The sequence below is a fragment of the uncultured Rhodoblastus sp. genome (assembly GCF_903903185.1).
GTDB lineage: Bacteria > Pseudomonadota > Alphaproteobacteria > Rhizobiales > Beijerinckiaceae > Rhodoblastus.
This window is the reverse complement of the sequence record NZ_CAIUXT010000182.1, coordinates 1-18,948: the sequence shown is the minus strand read 5'-3', so window position 1 is coordinate 18,948 and position 18,948 is coordinate 1. Positions and strand designations below refer to the sequence as shown.

At 63.6% G+C, this 18,948-nt stretch carries 19 protein-coding genes and 2 pseudogenes; 14 read left to right on the top strand and 7 right to left on the bottom strand.

All coding sequences use genetic code 11. The features are described 5' to 3' along the window. A pseudogene (locus QZY01_RS16655) lies at window positions 1-353 on the top strand (aconitate hydratase); the annotation flags it as partial. 584 nt (window positions 354-937) lie between these two features. Further along, a complete protein-coding gene (locus tag QZY01_RS16650) occupies window positions 938-2,056 on the top strand; it encodes a metallophosphoesterase (protein WP_294539322.1) in 1,119 nt (372 codons plus the stop codon). Between the two features lie 235 nt (window positions 2,057-2,291). Here QZY01_RS16650 and QZY01_RS16645 read toward each other — a convergent pair whose 3' ends face one another. The 4 genes from QZY01_RS16645 to ftsY form a co-directional block, all read right to left on the bottom strand. Then, window positions 2,292-2,567, bottom strand: coding sequence for a hypothetical protein (locus QZY01_RS16645; RefSeq protein ID WP_294539319.1), 276 nt, complete (start codon window positions 2,565-2,567; stop codon window positions 2,292-2,294). Continuing rightward, complete coding sequence (locus tag QZY01_RS16640; RefSeq protein ID WP_294539316.1) at window positions 2,564-2,758, bottom strand: hypothetical protein; 195 nt, start codon at window positions 2,756-2,758, stop codon at window positions 2,564-2,566. The genes QZY01_RS16645 and QZY01_RS16640 overlap by 4 nt, the downstream gene beginning before the upstream one ends. Window positions 2,759-2,856: 98 nt before the next feature. Continuing rightward, a complete protein-coding gene (locus tag QZY01_RS16635) occupies window positions 2,857-3,504 on the bottom strand; it encodes a septation protein A (RefSeq protein ID WP_294539313.1) in 648 nt (215 codons plus the stop codon). Between the two features lie 80 nt (window positions 3,505-3,584). Beyond that, on the bottom strand, window positions 3,585-5,063 hold the full coding sequence (ftsY, locus tag QZY01_RS16630) for a signal recognition particle-docking protein FtsY (protein WP_294539311.1): 1,479 nt from the start codon (window positions 5,061-5,063) through the stop codon (window positions 3,585-3,587). 124 nt (window positions 5,064-5,187) lie between these two features. Between ftsY and QZY01_RS16625 the strand changes: the two genes are divergently transcribed. The 3 genes from QZY01_RS16625 (at window position 5,188) to QZY01_RS16615 (ending at window position 7,706) form a co-directional block, all read left to right on the top strand. Next, on the top strand, window positions 5,188-5,967 hold the full coding sequence (locus tag QZY01_RS16625) for an RNA pseudouridine synthase (protein WP_294539308.1): 780 nt from the start codon (window positions 5,188-5,190) through the stop codon (window positions 5,965-5,967). Between the two features lie 85 nt (window positions 5,968-6,052). After that, the gene (locus tag QZY01_RS16620; RefSeq protein ID WP_294539305.1) at window positions 6,053-7,087 is read left to right on the top strand and encodes an aspartate-semialdehyde dehydrogenase; all 1,035 of its coding nucleotides are present in this window, start codon (window positions 6,053-6,055) and stop codon (window positions 7,085-7,087) included. An 88-nt stretch (window positions 7,088-7,175) separates the two neighbouring features. Beyond that, a complete protein-coding gene (locus tag QZY01_RS16615) occupies window positions 7,176-7,706 on the top strand; it encodes a phosphate-starvation-inducible PsiE family protein (protein WP_294539302.1) in 531 nt (176 codons plus the stop codon). Window positions 7,707-7,755: 49 nt separating this feature from the next. Here QZY01_RS16615 and QZY01_RS16610 read toward each other — a convergent pair whose 3' ends face one another. Next, window positions 7,756-8,451, bottom strand: a complete 696-nt coding sequence (locus QZY01_RS16610; RefSeq protein WP_294539299.1) for a carbonic anhydrase — start codon at window positions 8,449-8,451, stop codon at window positions 7,756-7,758. Between the two features lie 338 nt (window positions 8,452-8,789). Here QZY01_RS16610 and QZY01_RS16605 point away from each other — a divergent pair, with 338 nt between their 5' ends. The 9 genes from QZY01_RS16605 to QZY01_RS16565 all read left to right on the top strand — a co-directional run bounded on the left by QZY01_RS16605 (window position 8,790) and on the right by QZY01_RS16565 (window position 18,068). Then, window positions 8,790-9,671, top strand: a complete 882-nt coding sequence (locus tag QZY01_RS16605; RefSeq protein WP_294539296.1) for a CoA ester lyase — start codon at window positions 8,790-8,792, stop codon at window positions 9,669-9,671. An 80-nt stretch (window positions 9,672-9,751) separates the two neighbouring features. Continuing rightward, complete coding sequence (locus tag QZY01_RS16600) at window positions 9,752-11,182, top strand: hypothetical protein (RefSeq protein WP_294539293.1); 1,431 nt, start codon at window positions 9,752-9,754, stop codon at window positions 11,180-11,182. A gap of 77 nt (window positions 11,183-11,259) precedes the next feature. Next, entirely contained in the window at window positions 11,260-12,822 is a 1,563-nt protein-coding gene (locus tag QZY01_RS16595; protein WP_294539290.1) for a heme biosynthesis HemY N-terminal domain-containing protein, read from the top strand. Between the two features lie 200 nt (window positions 12,823-13,022). Further along, window positions 13,023-13,421, top strand: a complete 399-nt coding sequence (rplS, locus tag QZY01_RS16590; protein WP_294539286.1) for a 50S ribosomal protein L19 — start codon at window positions 13,023-13,025, stop codon at window positions 13,419-13,421. 227 nt (window positions 13,422-13,648) lie between these two features. Next, window positions 13,649-15,067, top strand: coding sequence for a 3-isopropylmalate dehydratase large subunit (leuC, locus tag QZY01_RS16585; protein WP_294539283.1), 1,419 nt, complete (start codon window positions 13,649-13,651; stop codon window positions 15,065-15,067). Window positions 15,068-15,089: 22 nt separating this feature from the next. Further along, window positions 15,090-15,602, top strand: coding sequence for an OsmC family protein (locus QZY01_RS16580; RefSeq protein ID WP_294539280.1), 513 nt, complete (start codon window positions 15,090-15,092; stop codon window positions 15,600-15,602). 125 nt (window positions 15,603-15,727) lie between these two features. Next, complete coding sequence (locus QZY01_RS16575) at window positions 15,728-16,153, top strand: metallopeptidase family protein (RefSeq protein ID WP_294539277.1); 426 nt, start codon at window positions 15,728-15,730, stop codon at window positions 16,151-16,153. A gap of 77 nt (window positions 16,154-16,230) precedes the next feature. Then, window positions 16,231-16,836: a 3-isopropylmalate dehydratase small subunit gene (gene leuD / locus QZY01_RS16570; RefSeq protein WP_294539274.1), complete on the top strand. Its 606-nt coding sequence runs from the start codon at window positions 16,231-16,233 to the stop codon at window positions 16,834-16,836. Between the two features lie 53 nt (window positions 16,837-16,889). Further along, complete coding sequence (locus QZY01_RS16565) at window positions 16,890-18,068, top strand: lytic murein transglycosylase (RefSeq protein WP_294539271.1); 1,179 nt, start codon at window positions 16,890-16,892, stop codon at window positions 18,066-18,068. On the opposite strand, the gene QZY01_RS16560 is transcribed toward QZY01_RS16565, so the two are convergent. Together QZY01_RS16560 and QZY01_RS16555 are read right to left on the bottom strand one after the other, a co-directional pair. Further along, window positions 18,069-18,677: a TPM domain-containing protein gene (locus tag QZY01_RS16560; protein WP_294539268.1), complete on the bottom strand. Its 609-nt coding sequence runs from the start codon at window positions 18,675-18,677 to the stop codon at window positions 18,069-18,071. Continuing rightward, a pseudogene (locus tag QZY01_RS16555) lies at window positions 18,677-18,948 on the bottom strand (hypothetical protein); the annotation flags it as partial. The gene QZY01_RS16560 and the pseudogene QZY01_RS16555, both read right to left, overlap by 1 nt.

Below are 18,948 nucleotides of genomic sequence, written 5' to 3'. Positions count from 1 at the left end.
CGTCGCGCGACTGGGCGGCCAAGGGAGCCAATCTTTTGGGCGTGCGCGCGGTCATCGCCCAGAGCTTCGAGCGCATCCACCGGTCGAACCTGGTCGGCATGGGCGTCCTGCCGCTGACTTTTGAGGAAGGCGCAAGCTGGAAGACTCTTGGGCTCAAGGGCGACGAGCTGGTGTCGATCAAGGGACTCACCGATCTGGCGCCGCGCCAGAAACTGGAAGCGGAAATCACGTTCGCCGACGGAACGGTGAAGAAGGTTCCCCTCAACTCGCGCATCCAGACCGCGGATGAGGTCGAGTATTACAAGAACGGAGGCATTCTGCATTGCGTGCTGCGGCAGTTGGCTCGGGTGTGAAGGTTCAAATGCACGCGCCTCCCTTCGAGGCGGATCGCTGCGAGCGGAGCGAAGCAGTCCACACGCTGGCTGCCTGTGACGAAGGATTGCATCGTCTCTTCGCTCCTCGCAATGACCGATTCAAAAAGCCGCCGGATTTTCATCCGGCGGCTTTTTGCTTTGATGAAACGCGACTACGCGGCCTTTGTCGCCAATTGCCGCACCGTCGCCTGAAGCAACTCGCGCCCGCGGCCCAGCCTCCATTGGGCTGGGTCATTGGATGCGGCAAATTGTCGCAAAGAAGTTCGCCTTCGCGCCGGTCGGCGCCTGCTATCGCTAAAATATACAATTAGAACAATTACATATTTCGAGAACACTTTTGCGCGGGGCCTGTATCGAACGTCATGCGTTGTTCGCAAGAGGGTGAACAGGATGTTGGGCGGAACGGGGCGCGCGATCGCCTCGGCCTCCGCCCCCGCATCGAACATATGAGGCGCGATATGTCATTTCGCAGCATGCCCAGCAGGACCGTCCTGCTCGGAGCGACAGCCCTTGGACTGCTGGTCTCCGCCAACGCTCAGGCTTCAACCTGGAGCTTTGGCTTGATGTCCGACACCCAGTGGATTGGAAACACCGACCTTGCGAACAATCCCGGCACCTCCGCGATATCCATCGTCAATCAGGTGAACCAGCAATTCATCAACAGCGGCGTGAAATTCGTCATCCAGGACGGCGACCTCGTCGACTCTTACAGCGCCTCGAACGAGGCTGTCCGCGCCAAGGCCGCGCAAACGCTCTATGGCGCCGGCATTGGCTTCTACCCGCTGCGCGGCAATCATGACGCGCCGAACAACGGGACGGCTTCGCTGCTGGCCGTTCAGAACCTTTACCCGCAGATGACCGGCGCCGGCAACACCTTCGGCGCCGGCAATTTCGTGGTCAACGCCGCCACCGGCAGCTACGCGTTCGACTACAACAACACCCGCATCGTCATGCTCGACCAGTTCACCGGCGCGCCCACCGGCAACGCGGACCCCCTCAAGGGCACCAACGTCGCCACACAGCTGAACTGGCTGGGAGCCGCCCTCTCGACCGCCACCAATCCGGACCCGGGCGTCACCAACAGCTTCGTGATCGGCCACAAGAACCTGATCGGCGGCAACCACGTCGACAACCTGTTCGGCGCCAATCCGAGCTCCAATCCTGCCGTTCAGAATACGTTCTTCCAGATTCTCGCCCAGAACAAGGTCGATGCCTATATCGGCGGCCACGACCACATGATGCAACTCGACCGGGTGACGAGCCCGGACGGCGCGACCACCGTCACCCAGATCATCTCTGGCTCCGACAGCAACAAATTCTATGTCCCGGCCGGCACGGCCCCCAACCTGAACGGGGGCAAGACCAACGCCGAGCAATATGGCCGGACGCAAGACGTCCTGCTCGAGAGCCTATACGACGTAGGCTATTGGATCTTCACGGTCGACGGCGCGACGGTCGACGCCAGCTACTATGCGGCCGCCAGTGGCGCGACGTTGCAGAGCGGCGAATATTTGATGAGTGTCACCCCGACGCCGCTCAACTTCCGTGAGGTCTACACTGTCAGCTTTAGTTACGGCGTCACGGCAGTGCCGGAGCTGTCGACCTGGGCGATGATGCTGGTGGGGTTTGCGGGGCTGGCCGTCGCGGGATCCCTCGCGAAGCGCGCCCGCGCCGTCGCCTGACCGGCTGCGCCTGATCGTGCGGCCCCTTTCCGGCTCAACTGGGCGGGGCTCGCACGATGCGACGAAATCTTAGATGTACTCGCCGAACCGTCCAAGACCATGGCTTGAGTTGAATCGAGAATTTTCCTGCCCGGCCTCCGGCTGGATCTCGCGCCGCAAAAACAGCGGCGACCGTAATCAACAAAAAGACCGCTCCATGGAGCGGTCTTGTTAAAAAAATGCCGATTGGCGGAAATCAGAAGTAAGCGATGGCCTGGCGGCGCTTTTTCGCCTGGTGATTGCCCGCATATCCCATGCCCGCGAAACCAAGGAGCACCAGGGCCCAGCTCGGAAGTTCCGGCAAGGTCGCCGAGGCGCCGAGGCCCGCGTTGGCTTCCATCGGCGCAACGCCAGAGTTGTCAGCGATTTCAGTGTACACGCCGTCGAGCATGACCGTCGCCTGGGCCACGCCTGAAGCGCTCACCATCGCAACGATCAACCCAGCCAACAAAGTCCGATTGGATAATTTCATCGTTCCAAATCCTTTTTTGGATCCGTTCCGCCCCGCGGAACCTGTGCGCTCTCTATCGCAAGGCTGGGGCCAGGAGGCTGAAACCAATGAAATTCACCTAACATATTGATTTTATTGATATTTTTTTTAACTCCCTCGCGTCCGAGATTGCAAAATGCAAAATCGCCGGCGATGCGAATGGCGTCGCGCAACGTAAAGCTTGCCGGATTGCAAATTCAGGATTGAGTTAACCTATTGATTCGAAATCAATAATTTTTCCAATCGTTCGCTCTCCTATTCTGACCCACTCTCAAAAATGCTCCGGGTCCGCCTCCGGCTTGATCTCGTGCTTCATGATCAGCGGCGTCTGGGACAGGGCGAAAATCACTGTCAGCGGCATGATCCCGAAACTTTTGAAACCGGCCCAAAAGTCCCAGCTCTGGGTTAGCCGCACGAATTCGTTGAGGCCCGCCAGCACGAAGAAAAACAGGCCCCATCGGAGCGTCAGCTTGCGCCAGCCCTCTTCGTCGAGGTGCAACACGCTGTCGAGCGCGACCGGCAGCAGCAGTTTGCCAAAGGCCAGCGCGCCGAGCAAAACCGCGCCGAAAAGGCCGTTCACGATGGTCGGCTTGATCTGGATGAAGGTCTTGTCCTGAAAAAAGAACGTCAGGCCGCCGAAAAACAGCACGGCTATGGCCGTCACCACCGGCATGATCGGCAGATGTTTCGTCAGCACCCATGAGGCGACCAGGGCGGCGACGACGGCGGCCATCAGCACGCCGGTCGAGGTGAGCATGGTCGCTTTTTCCGCCGGCAGGTTTTCCGGCAACAGGCCCCCGACCAGCCAGTGAAACAAGGCCGGCTTCGAATTGGCGAGGAAAAACAGAACCAGCGGCCCCATTTCCAGCACCAGTTTCAGAACGGGATTGACCTTTTTAGGTCCGTTTGCCGAGGTCATGAAAAATTCCTGTCCGTCGCGCCGAAGCGCTTTTGAAACCAGTGCCCGTGCGAAAACGCCGCAGCTGTTCGGGAACAGGTTCAGTCTTCGAATCCGGCGATGGCCCGGGCGAAATCGCGGGCGGTGAAAGGTTCGAGGTCGTCGGCCTGTTCGCCGACGCCGATGAAATGAACCGGCAGCCCGAATTTTTCAGCGATCGCGACCAATATGCCGCCACGCGCCGTGCCGTCGAGCTTGGTCATGACCAGACCCGTCACGCCCGCGACCTTGCCAAAAATCTCGACCTGGTTCAACGCGTTCTGGCCGACCGTGGCGTCGAGCACCAGCAGCACCGCATGGGGCGCCTGCGTATCGACCTTTTTCATCACCCGAATGATTTTTTCCAGTTCGGCCATCAGTTCGGTGCGGTTTTGCAGCCGGCCCGCCGTATCCATGAGCAGAATATCCACATTCTGCTCCCGCGCCGCATGAATCGCATCGAAGGCGAGGCCGGCGGCGTCGGCGCCGGGTTCGCGCGCGATCACCGGGACGTTCATCCGGGCGCCCCAGATGCGCAATTGTTCGACAGCGGCGGCGCGAAACGTGTCGCCAGCGGCGAGCATCAGGCTTTTGCCCTCCGCGCTGAATTTCGCCGCCAGCTTGCCGATGGTCGTGGTTTTGCCGGAGCCATTGACGCCGACGACGAGAATGACGAAGGGCTTTTTGCCGCCATCGACTTCGAGCGGTCGCGCCGCCGGCGCCAGAACGCGCTCGATTTCGTCGGCGAGAATGGCGCGCACGTCCTCGGGCGCGATCTGCTTGTCATAGCGGCCCTTGCCGACGAGAGCGGCGATGCGGGTCGCCGCGGCGACGCCGAGATCGGCGCGCACCAGCACATCCTCCAGATCCTCCAGCATGTCGGCGGAAAGTTTGCGCTTGGTGAAAATATCGGCGACGCCCTGGCCGATGGAGGAAGAGGATCGCGCCAGACCCTGCCGCAGCCGCGACCACCAACTCGGCCTTAGCGACGGCGGTTCGGGTTCGACGACCGGCGGCGCGGGCGACGGCGCAGGCGGTGGCGGCTCGAAAACGGCTTCGGCCACAGGCGCCGGCGCCGCCTCTGGCTCTGGCTCTGGCGCGAAAACGGGTTCGGGCGACGGCGTTGCGAAGTCGGTTTCGACCGGCGGCGGGGCCTCGACCGTCGCGGGCGCGCTTTCAACTGGCGGCGGCGCGGCTTCAACCGGCGTTGGCGCCGGAGCGATCGGCGGTTCCGGCGACCTGGCTTCGGCCTGGGCCGCCGGCTCCGGCGTGAAAACGGGTTCCGGCGTCGGCGTTTCAAACACGGTTTCGACCGGCGGCGGGGTCTCGGCCGTCGCGGGCGCGCTTTCGAGCGGCGACGCGGGTTCAACCGGCTCCGGCACAAGTTCGACAGGCGGCGGCGAAAATTCGGCGAGCGGCGGCGGGGGTTCAGGCAGGGTTTCCGGCGCCGGCTCCCAAAACGCCTCGTCGGCATGGCGGAGCTTGAACAGGCGGGCCACAAATCCGGTTTTTTCCGCCTTGTCTTTCGATTCTGCGTTCATGCGCCAAATATCCGCTCGATCCGGCCGGGCGAAGCCGCCCTTCTAAAAAGCCGCAGATTTTGCCATAAGCGGCTATGCCGCCGCTCATTGAAAATCCGCGCCGCTCTTCGATAGCCTGTCCCGCATGACGCCGGAAGAGATTTGTGCGCGCCTGCTCTATCGCGACGGGCTGATGCTGGTGCTGGACAAGCCGGCCGGCCTCGCCGTGCATCGCGGCCCCAAAGGCGGCGAAAGCTTTGAGGATTTTTTCGGCGCTCTGCGTTTCGGCCTGCCGCGCAGCCCGTCGCTGGCGCATCGGCTGGACAAGGACACGTCGGGCTGCCTCGTGCTCGGGCGCCATCGCAAGGCGCTGGAAAAGCTGATGCTGCTGTTCAAACAGGGCCGCATCGACAAGACCTACTGGGCCGTGGTCGAGGGCGGCCCCGCGCAAATGCAGGGGCTGATCGACCTGCCGCTCGGACGGCTAGACGCGACGCGCGGCTGGTGGATGAAGGTCGATCCCCAGGGCCAGCCGTCGCAAACGCGCTGGCAGGTGCTTGGCCGGGGACACGACGCGACCGGCGCGCCCATCAGCTGGCTGGCGCTCAAACCTTTGACCGGGCGCACCCATCAATTGCGCGTCCATTGCGCGGCGCTGGATTTTCCCATTTTTGGCGATCCGATCTATGGCTCCGGGCGTTTTGGCGACGAAATTCTGCATCTTCATGCGCGGGCGATCGCCATTCCGATCTCGAAAAACAAGCCGCCGGTGGAGGTCGAGGCCTGCATCCCGCCCCACATGCGCGCTTTGCTGACCGCTTGTGGCTGGACCGAACAGATCGACGAAACCGTGCGCCTGACTCGACGCCGGCGCGAGGACGCGCAACTCCGGGTCGAGGCCGAGGTCAAGGTCAAGCAGGCCTGAGCGCTGCGGTGGCGAAGGCGCATTGCGCATTGCCCAAAGCGCATGCTTGTTATAGGCATTCGCTCTTGAAATTTTGGAGAGCAGCATGGGTTACAAGGTCGCTGTCGTCGGCGCCACGGGCAATGTGGGCCGCGAAATGCTGGATATTCTTGCCGAGCGCCAGTTTCCGGCCGACGAGGTCGTCGCGCTGGCTTCGTCGCGCTCGATCGGCACGGAAGTGTCCTATGGCGACAAAATCCTCAAATGCCGGCATCTCGACACGTTCGATTTTTCCGATTGCGATATCGCCCTGATGTCGGCCGGCGGAACCATTTCAAAGGAATGGTCGCCGCGCATCGCCGCGCAGAATTGCGTTGTGATCGATAATTCCTCGGCCTGGCGCTATGATTCCGACGTGCCTCTGGTGGTGCCCGAGGTCAACGCCGACGCGCTCAAAAATTTCCGCAAGCGCAACATCGTCGCCAATCCCAACTGTTCGACCGCCCAGCTGGTGGTGGCGCTCAAGCCGCTGCACGACCGTTTCGTCGTCAAGCGCGTGGTCGTCTCGACCTATCAGTCGGTCTCGGGCGCCGGCAAGGAGGGCATGGACGAATTGTTCGCCCAGACCCGCGCGGTGTTCGTCTCCGATCAAGTCGAGAGCAAGAAGTTCCCCAAGCGCATCGCCTTCAATCTGATCCCGCATATCGACGTCTTCATGGAAGACGGCTTCACCAAGGAAGAATGGAAGATGATGGCCGAGACGAAAAAGATTCTCGACCCCAAGATCAAGCTGACCGCGACCTGCGTGCGCGTGCCGGTGTTCATCTCGCATTCCGAAAGCGTCAATATCGAATGTGAAAAGCCGGTGACGGCGGACGAAGCGCGCAAGATTTTGCGCGAGTCGCCCGGCATTCTGGTCATCGACAAGCACGAACCGGGGGGCTACATCACGCCGCATGAGGCGGCGGGCGAAGACGCCACCTATATATCGCGCATTCGCGAGGACGCCACGGTCGAGAACGGTCTCGCCTTCTGGTGCGTGTCGGACAATCTGCGCAAGGGCGCGGCGCTCAACGCGGTGCAGATCGCCGAGGCGCTGATCAACCGAAAATTGCTGGCGCCCAAGCAAAGGGCGGCGTGAGAAGGCAAATCGAGGCCGGAGCGGACGCCGCTCCGGCTCCTTCATTTCGTCGAAATGTCCTGCTTCGCGGCGCTCGACGGGGAATAGCATGAAAAAAGCGCATGGCGATCTCGCGGGCGAGCTGAAGCGGAACACGGACTTGCGCCCGTTCAACGCCTTCGCCCTCAATCTGATGGCCTGGCTCAACGATTTCGCCCATCTGATCCTTGGGCTTGCGCTGGGCGCCTCGGTGCTGCTGTTCACCTGGCTTTTCACGGTCGATGTCATTTTCGCGCTGCGCAACGACAATCTGTCGCAGGGCTTTCTGCATGGCCTCGGCACCTTGATGCTGCTGTGGACGGTTTCGGCGCTGATCACGGCCGAAATCGGCTATATGCGCGGCCACCAACTGACGGTCGATACGTTTGTCGAAGTCGCCATCGTCGTCATCCTGCGCAAGATCATCACCATGCCGGTGCAATCGACGCTGCCAAGCCCCGAAGAGTTTCTGCTCTGGGTCGCGGCGGCGGTTCTGCTCGGCGTGATGTATCTGATCGTGCGTTACGCGCAAACCATCCGGATCGAAGAAGAGCCCAAGGCGCCGGCCCCATCCGAGGCCAAGGACCGCGCCGCGGCTTGAGATTTTCGGATGCAAGGGCGGCGCTCAGGCCTCGCCAATCCGCCGGAATTCAAAATCGCGGCGCCTTTCCCAGAGCGTCGCGGTGGGCTTTCGGCGAAACCTGGCGGAAAGCGCCGTCGGCTTCGTCGAGCGCCAGCAATTCGCCGCCGGCCACACCGAAATAAGCGCCGTGGAGGCTGAGCCAACCGCGCGCCTCCAGCGTGCCGATATAGGGAAAGCTGCGCAGATTGCGGATGCTTTGATGCACCGATTGCAGCGCCAGCCGTTCCGACCATGCTTGCAGGGGTTCGGTCGGCGTCCCGAGGTTTTCCGCCGCCGGCCCCATCAGTTTGATCCAGCCGCCGATGAAATCTCCGGGCGCCAGAGGTCGTATGTAGGGATCGTGTTGCAGGTCGGCATAGGCTTTGACGCCGCTGCAACGGGCGTGGCCCATCACCACAATATGCTTGACCTTCAGGCCCATGACCGCAAATTCGATCGCCGCCGAGGTGCCGTGGTAATCGTCATTGGGCTGATAGGGCGGCACGAGATTGGCGACGTTGCGTAAGACGAACATTTCGCCAGGCCCGGCGTCGAAGATCAATTCGGGCGAAACCCGCGAGTCGCAGCAGCCGATCAGCAGAACCTGAGGATTCTGGCCTTTTTCGGCCAGTTCCTCGAATCTTTCGCGTTCACGGCTGAAACGTCCGGAGAGAAAATTCTCGTACCCCTCGGTGAGCCGGTTCGGAAAATTGGTTTCGCTCATCTGGTCCGCGTTCCCATGGCCTGCCAGGTCGAACGCCAACGCGCGAAACCTATTCTCTTTTGCCGCAACGCGGCGGGATGGGCAATCCTTCCATAGAATCTTATGCCTGAGAGCGATTGCGGCCGGCGCGCGCCGAACGACCGGCGTCCAGCCTCGCCCGACGGCGCTTGGGCGAGAGAATTTTTTTACCGCGACGGGCATGGCCGGGGCGGGGTGGCGACCGGGACGCCTCTGACGCGCAAGGCGTTTGCCAATATTGAAAATGACAATGGCGTGAAGTCCGGGAAGACATTATGGTGCCGCGCAACAAGGACATAAATCCACGTTTGGGAGACTCCATGACCAGCTTACGCCCCCGCCGCAGCGTCCTCTATATGCCCGGCTCGAACGCCCGGGCGCTGGAAAAGGCCAAGACCATCGCCGCAGACGCGCTGATTCTCGATCTTGAAGACGCGGTCGCGCCGGACGCCAAGGCAGTCGCCCGTGAACAGGTCGCCGCGGCGGTCAAGGCGGGCGGTTTCGGCCGCCGCGAAGTGGTCATCCGCATCAATGGCGCCCACACGCCCTGGGGCCACGACGATCTGGTCGCCGCCGCGCAAGCCGGTCCCGACGCCATTCTCGTGCCCAAAGTCTCTTCGCCCGGCGATATTATGTTGACCGCCAAGGCGCTGCGCGACGCCGGCGCGCCGGAACACACCCGCATCTGGGCGATGATGGAGACGCCGGTCGCCATTCTCAACGCCGATTCGATCCTGCGCACGGCGCTCGATCCCCACTCGCGCCTGACGGTGCTGGTGATGGGAACAAACGACATCGCCAAGGAGACGCGGGCGCGGTTGACGCCGGGCCGCCCTACCATGCTCGCCTATCTCTCGATCTGCGTCGCCGCCGCCCGCGCTCATGACATCGAGATCATCGACGGCGTTTTTAACGATTTTTCCGACGAGGCGGGGTTTCGCGCCGAATGCGAACAGGGCCGGGATTTCGGCATGGACGGCAAGACTCTGATCCATCCCAATCAGGTGGCGATCTGCAACGAGGTCTTTGCTCCCGCCGAAGCGGAAATCGACTTCGCGCGCCGGATCATCGAGGTGTTCGACCTGCCGGAAAACGCCGCCAAGGGCGCGCTGCAGATCGACGGCAAGATGGTCGAGCGGCTTCACGCCGACATGGCGCGGCGCACCGTCGCCATTGCCGAGGCGATCGCGGCCGGCGCCTGATCGCTGTCGATTCCCCAAATGCGGGTTTTCTAGAAGCGCGCAAAAGTTATATAATGTGGCGTGGCCACAGGGGATTCGGCATGAGCGACCAGGAGAACGGGCACAGCGAAAACGGCGCGGCGCCCGGTTCGGGGGCGGATCCCCTGTACGCGCGCGCACGCACGGCCCCGATTATCGAGGGTGAAGCCGCCGAGGTTCCGGCCTCGGCGACCTCTGAACCACCGCAGCCGCCAACGGTTGCCGTTGACGAACCACAAAACGAAAAACCCGATGCGGCCCCCGGCGGAACCCCGCGCAAGAATTTCGTCCGGCGGCTGCTCGCCGCCGCGGCCGGCGTCGGCGTCCTCGGCGGCGCCGGTTTTTATGCCGGGACCGAATGGTCCTCCCGCCAACCGCCGTCCAACCCGTTTGCGGTCGCCGCCGCACCCCGGCGCGTCGAACCCGCGCCGGTCAATGCGCCTTTTGTCGCGACAGCCTTAGCCGCCGCCCCGGTCGAGGCGCCCGCCGTCGCGCTACCCGCCGTCGAAGCTCCAAAAGCCGACCTGTCGCAAGTTGACCCGCCGACGGCCGATCTGTCGAAAACAGACGAAGCGCCGCCCGAGCCTGAACCGACGGCGCCGGCGAAGAACGAAGCGGTCGAGGCCAGGCCTGCTGACGTAAAGCCTGTCGAAGCCAATGCTGACGAGGCCAAGCCTGTCGAAAGCAAGCCTGTCGAAGCCAAAACCGTCGAAGCGCCGCCCGAACCCGTCAGGACGGTAGCCGCGCCGGAGACCGAAAAGGCGCTCGCCGAAGTAACCGCCCGCCTCGCCGCAACCCAGGCCGCCCTGGATCAGGTCACGGCGCGATTGCAGGCGCTTGAGGGACAGTTGGCGGCGCCCAAGAGCGAATCGCGGGCCCCTCTGGCGGAACGGCAAGTCGGGTCCTCCAACGCCGGGTCGGCCAATGCCCTCCCCGCCAGCGCCAGTGATTTTGCCGCGCGGATCGTCGCGGCGCAGAGCCTTTTGGCGGCGATCCGGCTCGGCGACGATTACGCACCCATGCTTTCGGCGCTGGAGAATCTGGGCGGCGATCCCGACCGCCTGGCGCGTCTGCGCGCCGGACTCTCGACGCCCAACGCGGAGGGACTGGCCAAGGATTTCGCCGCTTTACAGGCGAAAATTCTCGCCGCGGTGGCCCCACCGGCGCCGCAGCCGCCGCAGGAAAAAGCGCCGCGCAATGTCGGGGACGCCGTCCTGACCTTCCTTCAGACCCGCACCGAAAAACTGGTGCGGATTCGCCCCGCCGACGCGCCCGACCGGGACGAGACGTCGATTCGCGTCGGGCGGATCGACAAAAGTCTGGCGCGCGGCGATATCGCCGCCGCTCTGGCGGAGCGGGCGCAATTGCCCGCGCCGGCGCTCGCGATCACCGCCGGCTGGGCCGCCAGCGCGCAAGCCCATCTCGACGCCGAACTGGCCGCCAGGGCCGAACTGGCCGCGGCGCTGCAAGGCTTGAACAAGAGCAAGTCTTAAAAAACGCGCTTCCCGGCGGCGCAAGGCCGCCGGGATCGAAACACGCCTGCGCCGCACATCCGAACGAGAGCCCGCCGATGGTCCGTATTCTGATCTTTCTGTTTGTGATCGCCGCCGCCGCGCTGGGCCTGGGAATCCTGGTCGAACAACCGGGTTCGCTGACCATGACGTGGTTTGGCTATCACATTGACACTTCGCCGGTGGTCGGGCTCAGCGTCATCGCCCTCGGCGCCATCTTCGGCTGGGGCTTGGTGCGCTTTTTGTTTGGCCTTCCGGGTCTGGTTTCGCTGACGACGCGCGCCCGAAAGCGTCAGCGCGGCCATGAGGCGCTGACGCGCGGAATTCTCGCCGCCGGCGTCGGCGACGCCCGCAAGGCGCAGAAGGCGAGCCAGGAAGCGCGCAAGCTGCTGCCGCACGAACCGCTGACCCTGCTTCTGGAGGCGCAGGCGGCGCAACTCGCCGGCGACCGCGCCGGCGCCGAACGCATCTTCCGCGCCATGACCGAGCGCCCCGACACCAAATTGCTCGGCCTGCGCGGATTGCACGCCGAAAGCCTGCGCCATGGCGATCACGACGACGCCCATGAAATCGCGCTCGCTGCGCAGAAGCTGACGCCGCTGGCCTGGTCCGGACAAGCGGTGTTCGACCGCCATACCGCGAAAGGCGACTGGGAGGCGGCGCGCCTCTGCCTCGAACAGAATCTGCGCGCGAAAATCCTCGATCCCGTCGCCGCCAGACGGCAAAAGGCGGTGCTCGACACCGCCATCGCGATGGAATGCGAGCTGAGCGATCCCGAACGCGCCGCCAAGCTGCTGCGCGCGGCGGTGAAGAAGGCGCCCGAGCTCGTGCCGGCGACGGCTCTGCTGGCTCGGCTGCTGGCGCGCAGGGGCGACAGGCGCGGCGCCGCAAAGCTGATCGAATCGGCCTATGCGAGGACCGCGCATCCCGATCTTGCCGAGGTCTATATCGATGTGCGCCCCGGCGATTCGTCGGGCGACCGGCTTGACCGCGCCAGGAGACTCGCCAAATTCGCCCCCGGTGAACCCGAAAGCGCGATCATGCTCGCGCAGGCGGCGCTCGGAGCCCGCGATTTCGCCGCGGCGCGCGCCGCCATGTCCCCGCTGATCGCCGAAGGCAAGCAGCCCACCAGCCGCATGTGCCTGATCATGGCAGAAATCGAACATCGCGAAAAAGATGCCGAGGGTCTGGTGCGCGAATGGCTGTCGCGCGGATCGCGCGCGCCGCGCGACGCCGCCTGGGTCGCCGACGGCCATTGGTCGAGAAAATGGGCGCCGGTATCGCCGGTGACCGGCAAGCTCGACGCCTTTAGCTGGGTTCAACCCCGGGAAGCCTTGTCCGGCCCGGTGGTAGAGCCCGCGCCGGACTTCGCGCCGCCGCCGGCGCTTTCGGCGGCCGGGACGGTTCCGACGGAAACGCCGCAACTGGAGGCCGCGAAAATTGAAACTCCGCCAGCCGAAATCCTGCCAGGAGCCAGCGCGGAACCGGCGCCGCCAAACGCTTCAAATATGCAGAGCCCGCAGCGCCAGCCGACGACGGCGCAACCGGTGATCTTTCCGCAGCCCTCGCCCCCCGACGATCCGGGCCCCAAGCGCGCTGCGGCCGAAATCCGCCCGTTCTGAAAGCTGCGGCGTCGTTCGATGGCGGCTTGGCTCGACAAAGCGCGCGAAAGTCTGTAATGGGACGCGTCCTGCCTGAATTCTTGGAATTTGGGAGGGAAGTCAGTTGCGCCCGGCCCAATTGAGGGAAACCTTTTGGGGAAGCGGGCGCCAATTCACAACAGCGTTCCGAAACGCTCGCCGCAAGGCGAAACGGAGACAAGATGCCCAGTATTATCGAACAGCTCGACGCCGAGCAGATCGCCCGGCTTACCGCCAACAAGACCATTCCGGAATTCGCCCCCGGCGACACCGTGATCGTCAATGTCAAGGTGAAGGAAGGCGAGCGGACCCGCGTGCAGGCCTATGAAGGCGTGGTGATCGCCCGCAATGGCGGCGGCCTTAACGAGAGCTTCACGGTTCGCAAGATTTCCTATGGCGAGGGCGTGGAGCGCGTCTTCCCGGTCTATGGCCCGCTCATCGATTCCATCAAGGTCGTGCGTCGCGGCAAGGTGCGGCGCGCCAAGCTCTATTACCTGCGCGACCGCCGCGGCAAGTCCGCTCGCATCGCCGAACGCACAGACACCAAGGCCAAGGCGGCGAAAGCCGCGCCAAAAGCCTGAGCGGGCCAATATTCGCGCCGATTCTCGCGAAGGCTGGCCGCCGCGCCGGCCTTTTTGCGTTTGCGCGCTCGATACGATCGGCTCTGGACAGGGGCCGAGGACGTAAACCGGCGCCGCCGCCCTTGCGCGGAAGCGCGCTCGCTCTATTTCGTCATTGAGCTCTGTTTCGTCAAAGTGCAGACGGGTGCGGCGATGTCGGGCCCAAGACCGCGACGGGGATGAAGAACATGGTTGGGACCTCCGGCAAGCCACGCACGCTTTACGACAAGATCTGGGACGAACATGTCGTGGACATCCAGCCCGACGGCACGGCCCTGCTCTATATCGACCGCCATCTGGTCCATGAAGTAACCAGCCCGCAGGCCTTCGAAGGGCTCCGCCTCGCCCGCCGAAAAGTTCACGCGCCGGAAAAGACGCTGGCCGTGGTCGATCACAATGTGCCGACCACCGACCGTTCCCAGCCGATCGAGGATCCCGAAAGCCGGGCGCAGGTCGAGCAACTGGCGATCAACGCCCATGATTTCGGCGTCGAATATTTCGACCAGCACGACCGCCGCCAGGGCGTCGTCCACATCATCGGACCGGAACAGGGTTTTACCCTTCCCGGCGCGACCATCGTCTGCGGCGACAGCCACACCTCTACCCACGGCGCCTTCGGCGCTCTGGCGCATGGCATCGGCACCTCGGAAGTCGAACATGTGCTCGCCACCCAGACGCTGATCCAGTCCAAGGCCAAAAACATGCTGGTCAAGGTCAGCGGCAAGCTTGGCGAAGGCGTCACCGCCAAGGACATCGCTTTGGCGATCATCGGCAAGATCGGGACGGCGGGCGGCACCGGCTATGTCATCGAATATGCCGGCGAGGCGATCGAAGCCCTGTCGATGGAAGGTCGCATGACCGTCTGCAATATGTCGATCGAGGGCGGCGCGCGCGCCGGCCTGATCGCCCCCGACGAAAAGACTTTTGCCTATCTCCAGGGCCGTCCGAAGGCGCCGAAAGGCGAAGCCTGGGAGCGGGCGCTGCATTACTGGTCGCAGCTCAGGAGCGATCCCGGCGCGCAATATGACGCCATCGTCGAACTCGACGCCGGCGACCTGCCGCCGGTGCTGACCTGGGGCACCAGCCCCGAGGATGTGGTGGCGATCGATGGAATCGTGCCGGCCGTCGAGGCGGGCCAGAGCGAGGCCTTGCGCGCGAAAATCCAGCGCTCGCTGGATTATATGGGGCTCAAGGGCGGCGAAAAGCCGACCGACATCAAGATCGACCGCGTCTTCATCGGCTCCTGCACCAATGGCCGCATCGAGGATTTGCGCGCCGCCGCGAAAATCGCGGAAGGGCGCAAGGTTGCCGGACATGTCAACGCCATGGTCGTGCCCGGCTCGGGTCTGGTCAAGGAACAGGCGGAAGCCGAAGGTCTCGACAAGATTTTCCTGGCCGCCGGGTTCGAATGGCGCGAACCGGGCTGCTCAATGTGTCTGGCGATGAATCCCGACCGCCTCGCGCCGGGCGAACGCTGCGCCTCGACCTCGAATCGCAATTTCGAGGGCCGGCAGGGTTTCAAAGGCCGCACCCACCTCGTCTCGCCCGCCATGGCGGCGGCGGCGGCGGTCGCCGGCCATTTCGTCGACCTGCGCAGCTTCCACTGAGACTCAATCGAGGAAAGAGCCGATGGATGCCGAAGCCTTGCGCGCCTTGCAGGCGCCACTGAAGGAAAAATATAAGGCGGACAGCCGCTCCGCCGTCGTCACGCTCAAGGCGCAGGGCGATCTGTCCGGCGAGGGCCTCGCCTGCAAGGTCTCGACCTCCCGCGCCATGATCGAGGCCGGATTGCATCCGGCGACCGGCGGCAGCGGCCTTCAGGCCTGTTCCGGCGACATGCTGCTCGAAGCTCTGGTCGCCTGCGCCGGGGTGACGCTGAAGGCGGTCGCCACGGCGCTCGATTTCCGCTTGTCGGGCGGGACGGTGCGCGCGGAAGGCGATCTCGACTTTCGCGGCACGCTCGGCGTCGCCAAGGACGCGGCGGTGGGCTTCACCGAGATCCGGCTGTTCTTCGATCTCGACAGCCTTGAGCCGCAGGAGCGGATCGACGCCCTGACCAAATTGACCGAACGCTATTGCGTGGTGTTCCAGACCCTGGCCCGGCCGCCGAAAATCGCCCTGACCGTCAAGGCCGGAAACTGACGGCGCCCGCCAGCCTTTTCATGTCGTGTGGAAACATCGCAAGGCTTCAAGCGTTTGTTTAACCGCATATCCCGATCCAAACGGTTTCCCGGTTTTGGGAACAGGGTCGCAAGCAAGGAGCGACGATGGCAAGCGCAAGACCGCCCGCGCTCGACTGGACGGCGCGAAAGGCGCCGTCGCTCGAGGATTTCGAGATTCTGGCCGAGGCGGCCTATCGCCGCCTGCCGAAGAGATTCCTGCGCTGCTGCGAGGATCTGGTCATCCAGATCGAGGATTTTCCCGACGAGGAGATTTTGCTCGAATTCGAAACCGAATCCGAATTCGAACTGCTCGGCCTGTTTCGCGGACGCGGTCTGCCGCAGCGGGAGGGCGGAGAGACCGGCGAGCTGCCGAACATGATCCATCTTTATCGCCGTCCGATCCTCGATGTCTGGGCCGAAGGCGAAGACACGCTCGGCGATCTGGTCCGCCATGTCCTGGTTCATGAGATCGGTCATCATTTCGGCCTTTCCGATGAAGATATGGAGCGAATCGAACAGGAGGCGCATTGATCGATCCACAATCGACCGCCAAGATAGCTAAAATCCGATCCGCCGGACCGGCGCACTAAATCCCTGGGCCTGAAAAAATGCAAAAATTTACCAAACTGACCGGCGTCGCCGCGCCTTTGCCGATCACCAACATCGACACCGACATGATCATCCCCAAGCAATATCTGAAGACGATTGCCCGCACCGGACTGGGCAAGGGGCTGTTTTCGGAACTGCGCTACAAGGACGACGGCTCGGAAAATCCCGATTTCGTGCTCAACAAGCCTGCTTATCGCAACGCGACAATTCTGGTGGCGGAAGATAATTTCGGCTGCGGCTCGTCGCGCGAACACGCGCCCTGGGCCCTGCTCGATTTCGGCGTGCGCGCGATCGTCTCGACCGGTTTCGCCGATATTTTCTATAACAACTGCTTCAAGAACGGCATCCTGCCGATCAAGGTGTCGAAGGAAAATCTCGCCAAACTGATGGACGACGCCAGCCGGGGCGCCAACGCCACCCTGACCGTCGATCTCGAAGCCCAGGAAATTCGTGGTCCCGACGGCGGCGTGGTCAAATTCGACATCGACCCGCACCGCAAGCTTTGCCTGCTCGAAGGTCTCGACGATATCGGCCAGACCCTGATCAAGGCGCCGAAAATCGCCGAATTCGAGTCGAAGCTCGCCGATGAGCGGCCCTGGATTTAGCCGTCGAAGCTTTTTCGATTCTGTTGAGACGAGAATCACGATAGAATCGGGACATGAAGACTTGGATTCTCGCTCTCTCCGCTGTTCTCGTCATGCACACGGGCGCGCACGCCGATTTCGACTCCTGCAAGGAGCAGATCAAGGCGCAGGCCGCCGCTCAAGGGATCTCGGCGGCGACTCTGGCGCGCGCCCTCGACGGGCTCCAGCCCAATGACGCGTTGAGCTTTATCGGCGTCCAGCCGGAATTTTCGACCCCCATCTGGGATTATCTTTCCGGATTGGTCGATGACGAGCGGGTGATCGACGGAAAGCAGCGTTTCGCCGAATACCGCCAGGCGGCGATGGCGGCGCAGAATCGATTCGGGGTCGATGCGGCGGCGGTCGTGGCGGTCTGGGGCGTCGAATCCGATTTCGGCAATAGTTTCGGCTCGCGTCCGGTCATTCAGTCGTTGACCACTCTCGCCTGCATCCCCAACCGCCGCTCGGACTATTTTCGCCACGAATTGATGTCGGCGCTCAAGATCGTCGATCGCGGCGACGTCAAGCTGGAGGATTTCAAGGGCTCCTGGGCGGGCGCCTTCGGCAATACCCAGTTCATGCCCTCGACCTTTCTGAGCCTCGCGGTCGATATGGACGGCGACGGGCGCCGCGATGTCGTCGGCTCGGTTCCCGATGCGCTCGGCTCGACCGCCAATTTCCTGCGCAAGGCGGGTTGGGTCAGCGGCCTGCCCTGGGGCTTCGAGGTGAAACTGCAGGCCAATTATCGGGGCCCATCGGGTCGAGGCGGCAAACAGGACCTGTCGGTCTGGGCCGGGCGCGGCCTGACACGAATCGACGGCTCGCCGCTTTCCGGATCCGGCGCCTATGGCCTGTTGCTGCCCGCCGGGCCGCAAGGTCCGGCTTTTCTCGTCTCGCGCAATTTCGACGCCTTCTATTCGTATAATGCCGCAGAATCCTATGCCCTCGCCATTGGCGTGCTGTCGGACCGGCTCAAGGGCGGCCCGGGCATTGTTACGCCTTGGCCGACCGACGATCCCGGCCTGACGCGCGCCGAGCGCCGCGAAGTGCAGGCCCGGCTGGAGCAGCGCGGCTATGATGTTGGCGGCAAGCATGACGGCGTGATGGGGACGAAGACCCGCGAGGCCATCGCCGCCTACGAGCAGAAAAACGGCCTGAAGCGCGACGGAAGGGCCGGCAAGAAACTGCTCGCCGCCCTGCGCGGCGGAACCTGATCAGTCTATTCGGACGAGGCGGTCGGGTAAATCATTGCCCCCGCCATCCGGCGGCGCCGCGCGCGCCAGTAGTTCGCCCGTGCGGTTGACCGCGAGGATGAAGGCTTCGTTGACGCGGCCGACTCGCAACCAGTCGACCATTTCGTCGATCGCCGCGCGCCATTCGGCCTCAGCGATTTTGCCGGTGAGACCGTCATCCGCGATGATCCGGGCATAATGCTCGGCCATCGAAACAAAGATCAGCACGCCCGTGCGATGGCGGGTTCGGGTCATCCCCAGGGTGAAAAACTGCTCCGCAGCGACGCGGAAAGCCTGCCGCCTTTGCAAGCCGCGCGGGGTCAGCGCCAGTCCAAGCCACGTCCAGTTCAACAGCAGCAAAGCGACGATGAAAAGCGCCGCCTGCACGGCGAAAATACGCTGCGCCGACAATTGCGTGAAGGCCAGAAGCGGCCAGGGCGCGATCAGCGCCAGGGTCGCGGCATAGAGCGTTGCGGGAAATCCGAGTTCGCAGGTACGGCGCGCGAAGACGCAGACGATCTGCCCGCTGGTCCGCCGTTCCGCCGCCTGCACCGCCGCGACGATCGCCGCCTCGTCCAAAGCCTCTCGCATCACCAATCCCCCGATGCGCCGCCGCCGCCCGACCAGCCGCCGCCGCCGGAAAAACCTCCGCCGCCCCCAAAGCCGCCGCCGCCAAAGTTGCCCCCGCCGCCGCCGAAAGAGCCCGGGCCGGGCAGGATGATGAACGGGCCGCCGCCTCGCCTGCCTCGCCCGCCGCCGCTTCCGCCGCCACGATTGCTCCAGATTATGAAAATGACGAAAGCGACAATGAGGAAAGGCAGAAGGGACTGAAAGACGGCGTCCGGATCGTCGGCGCGAACTT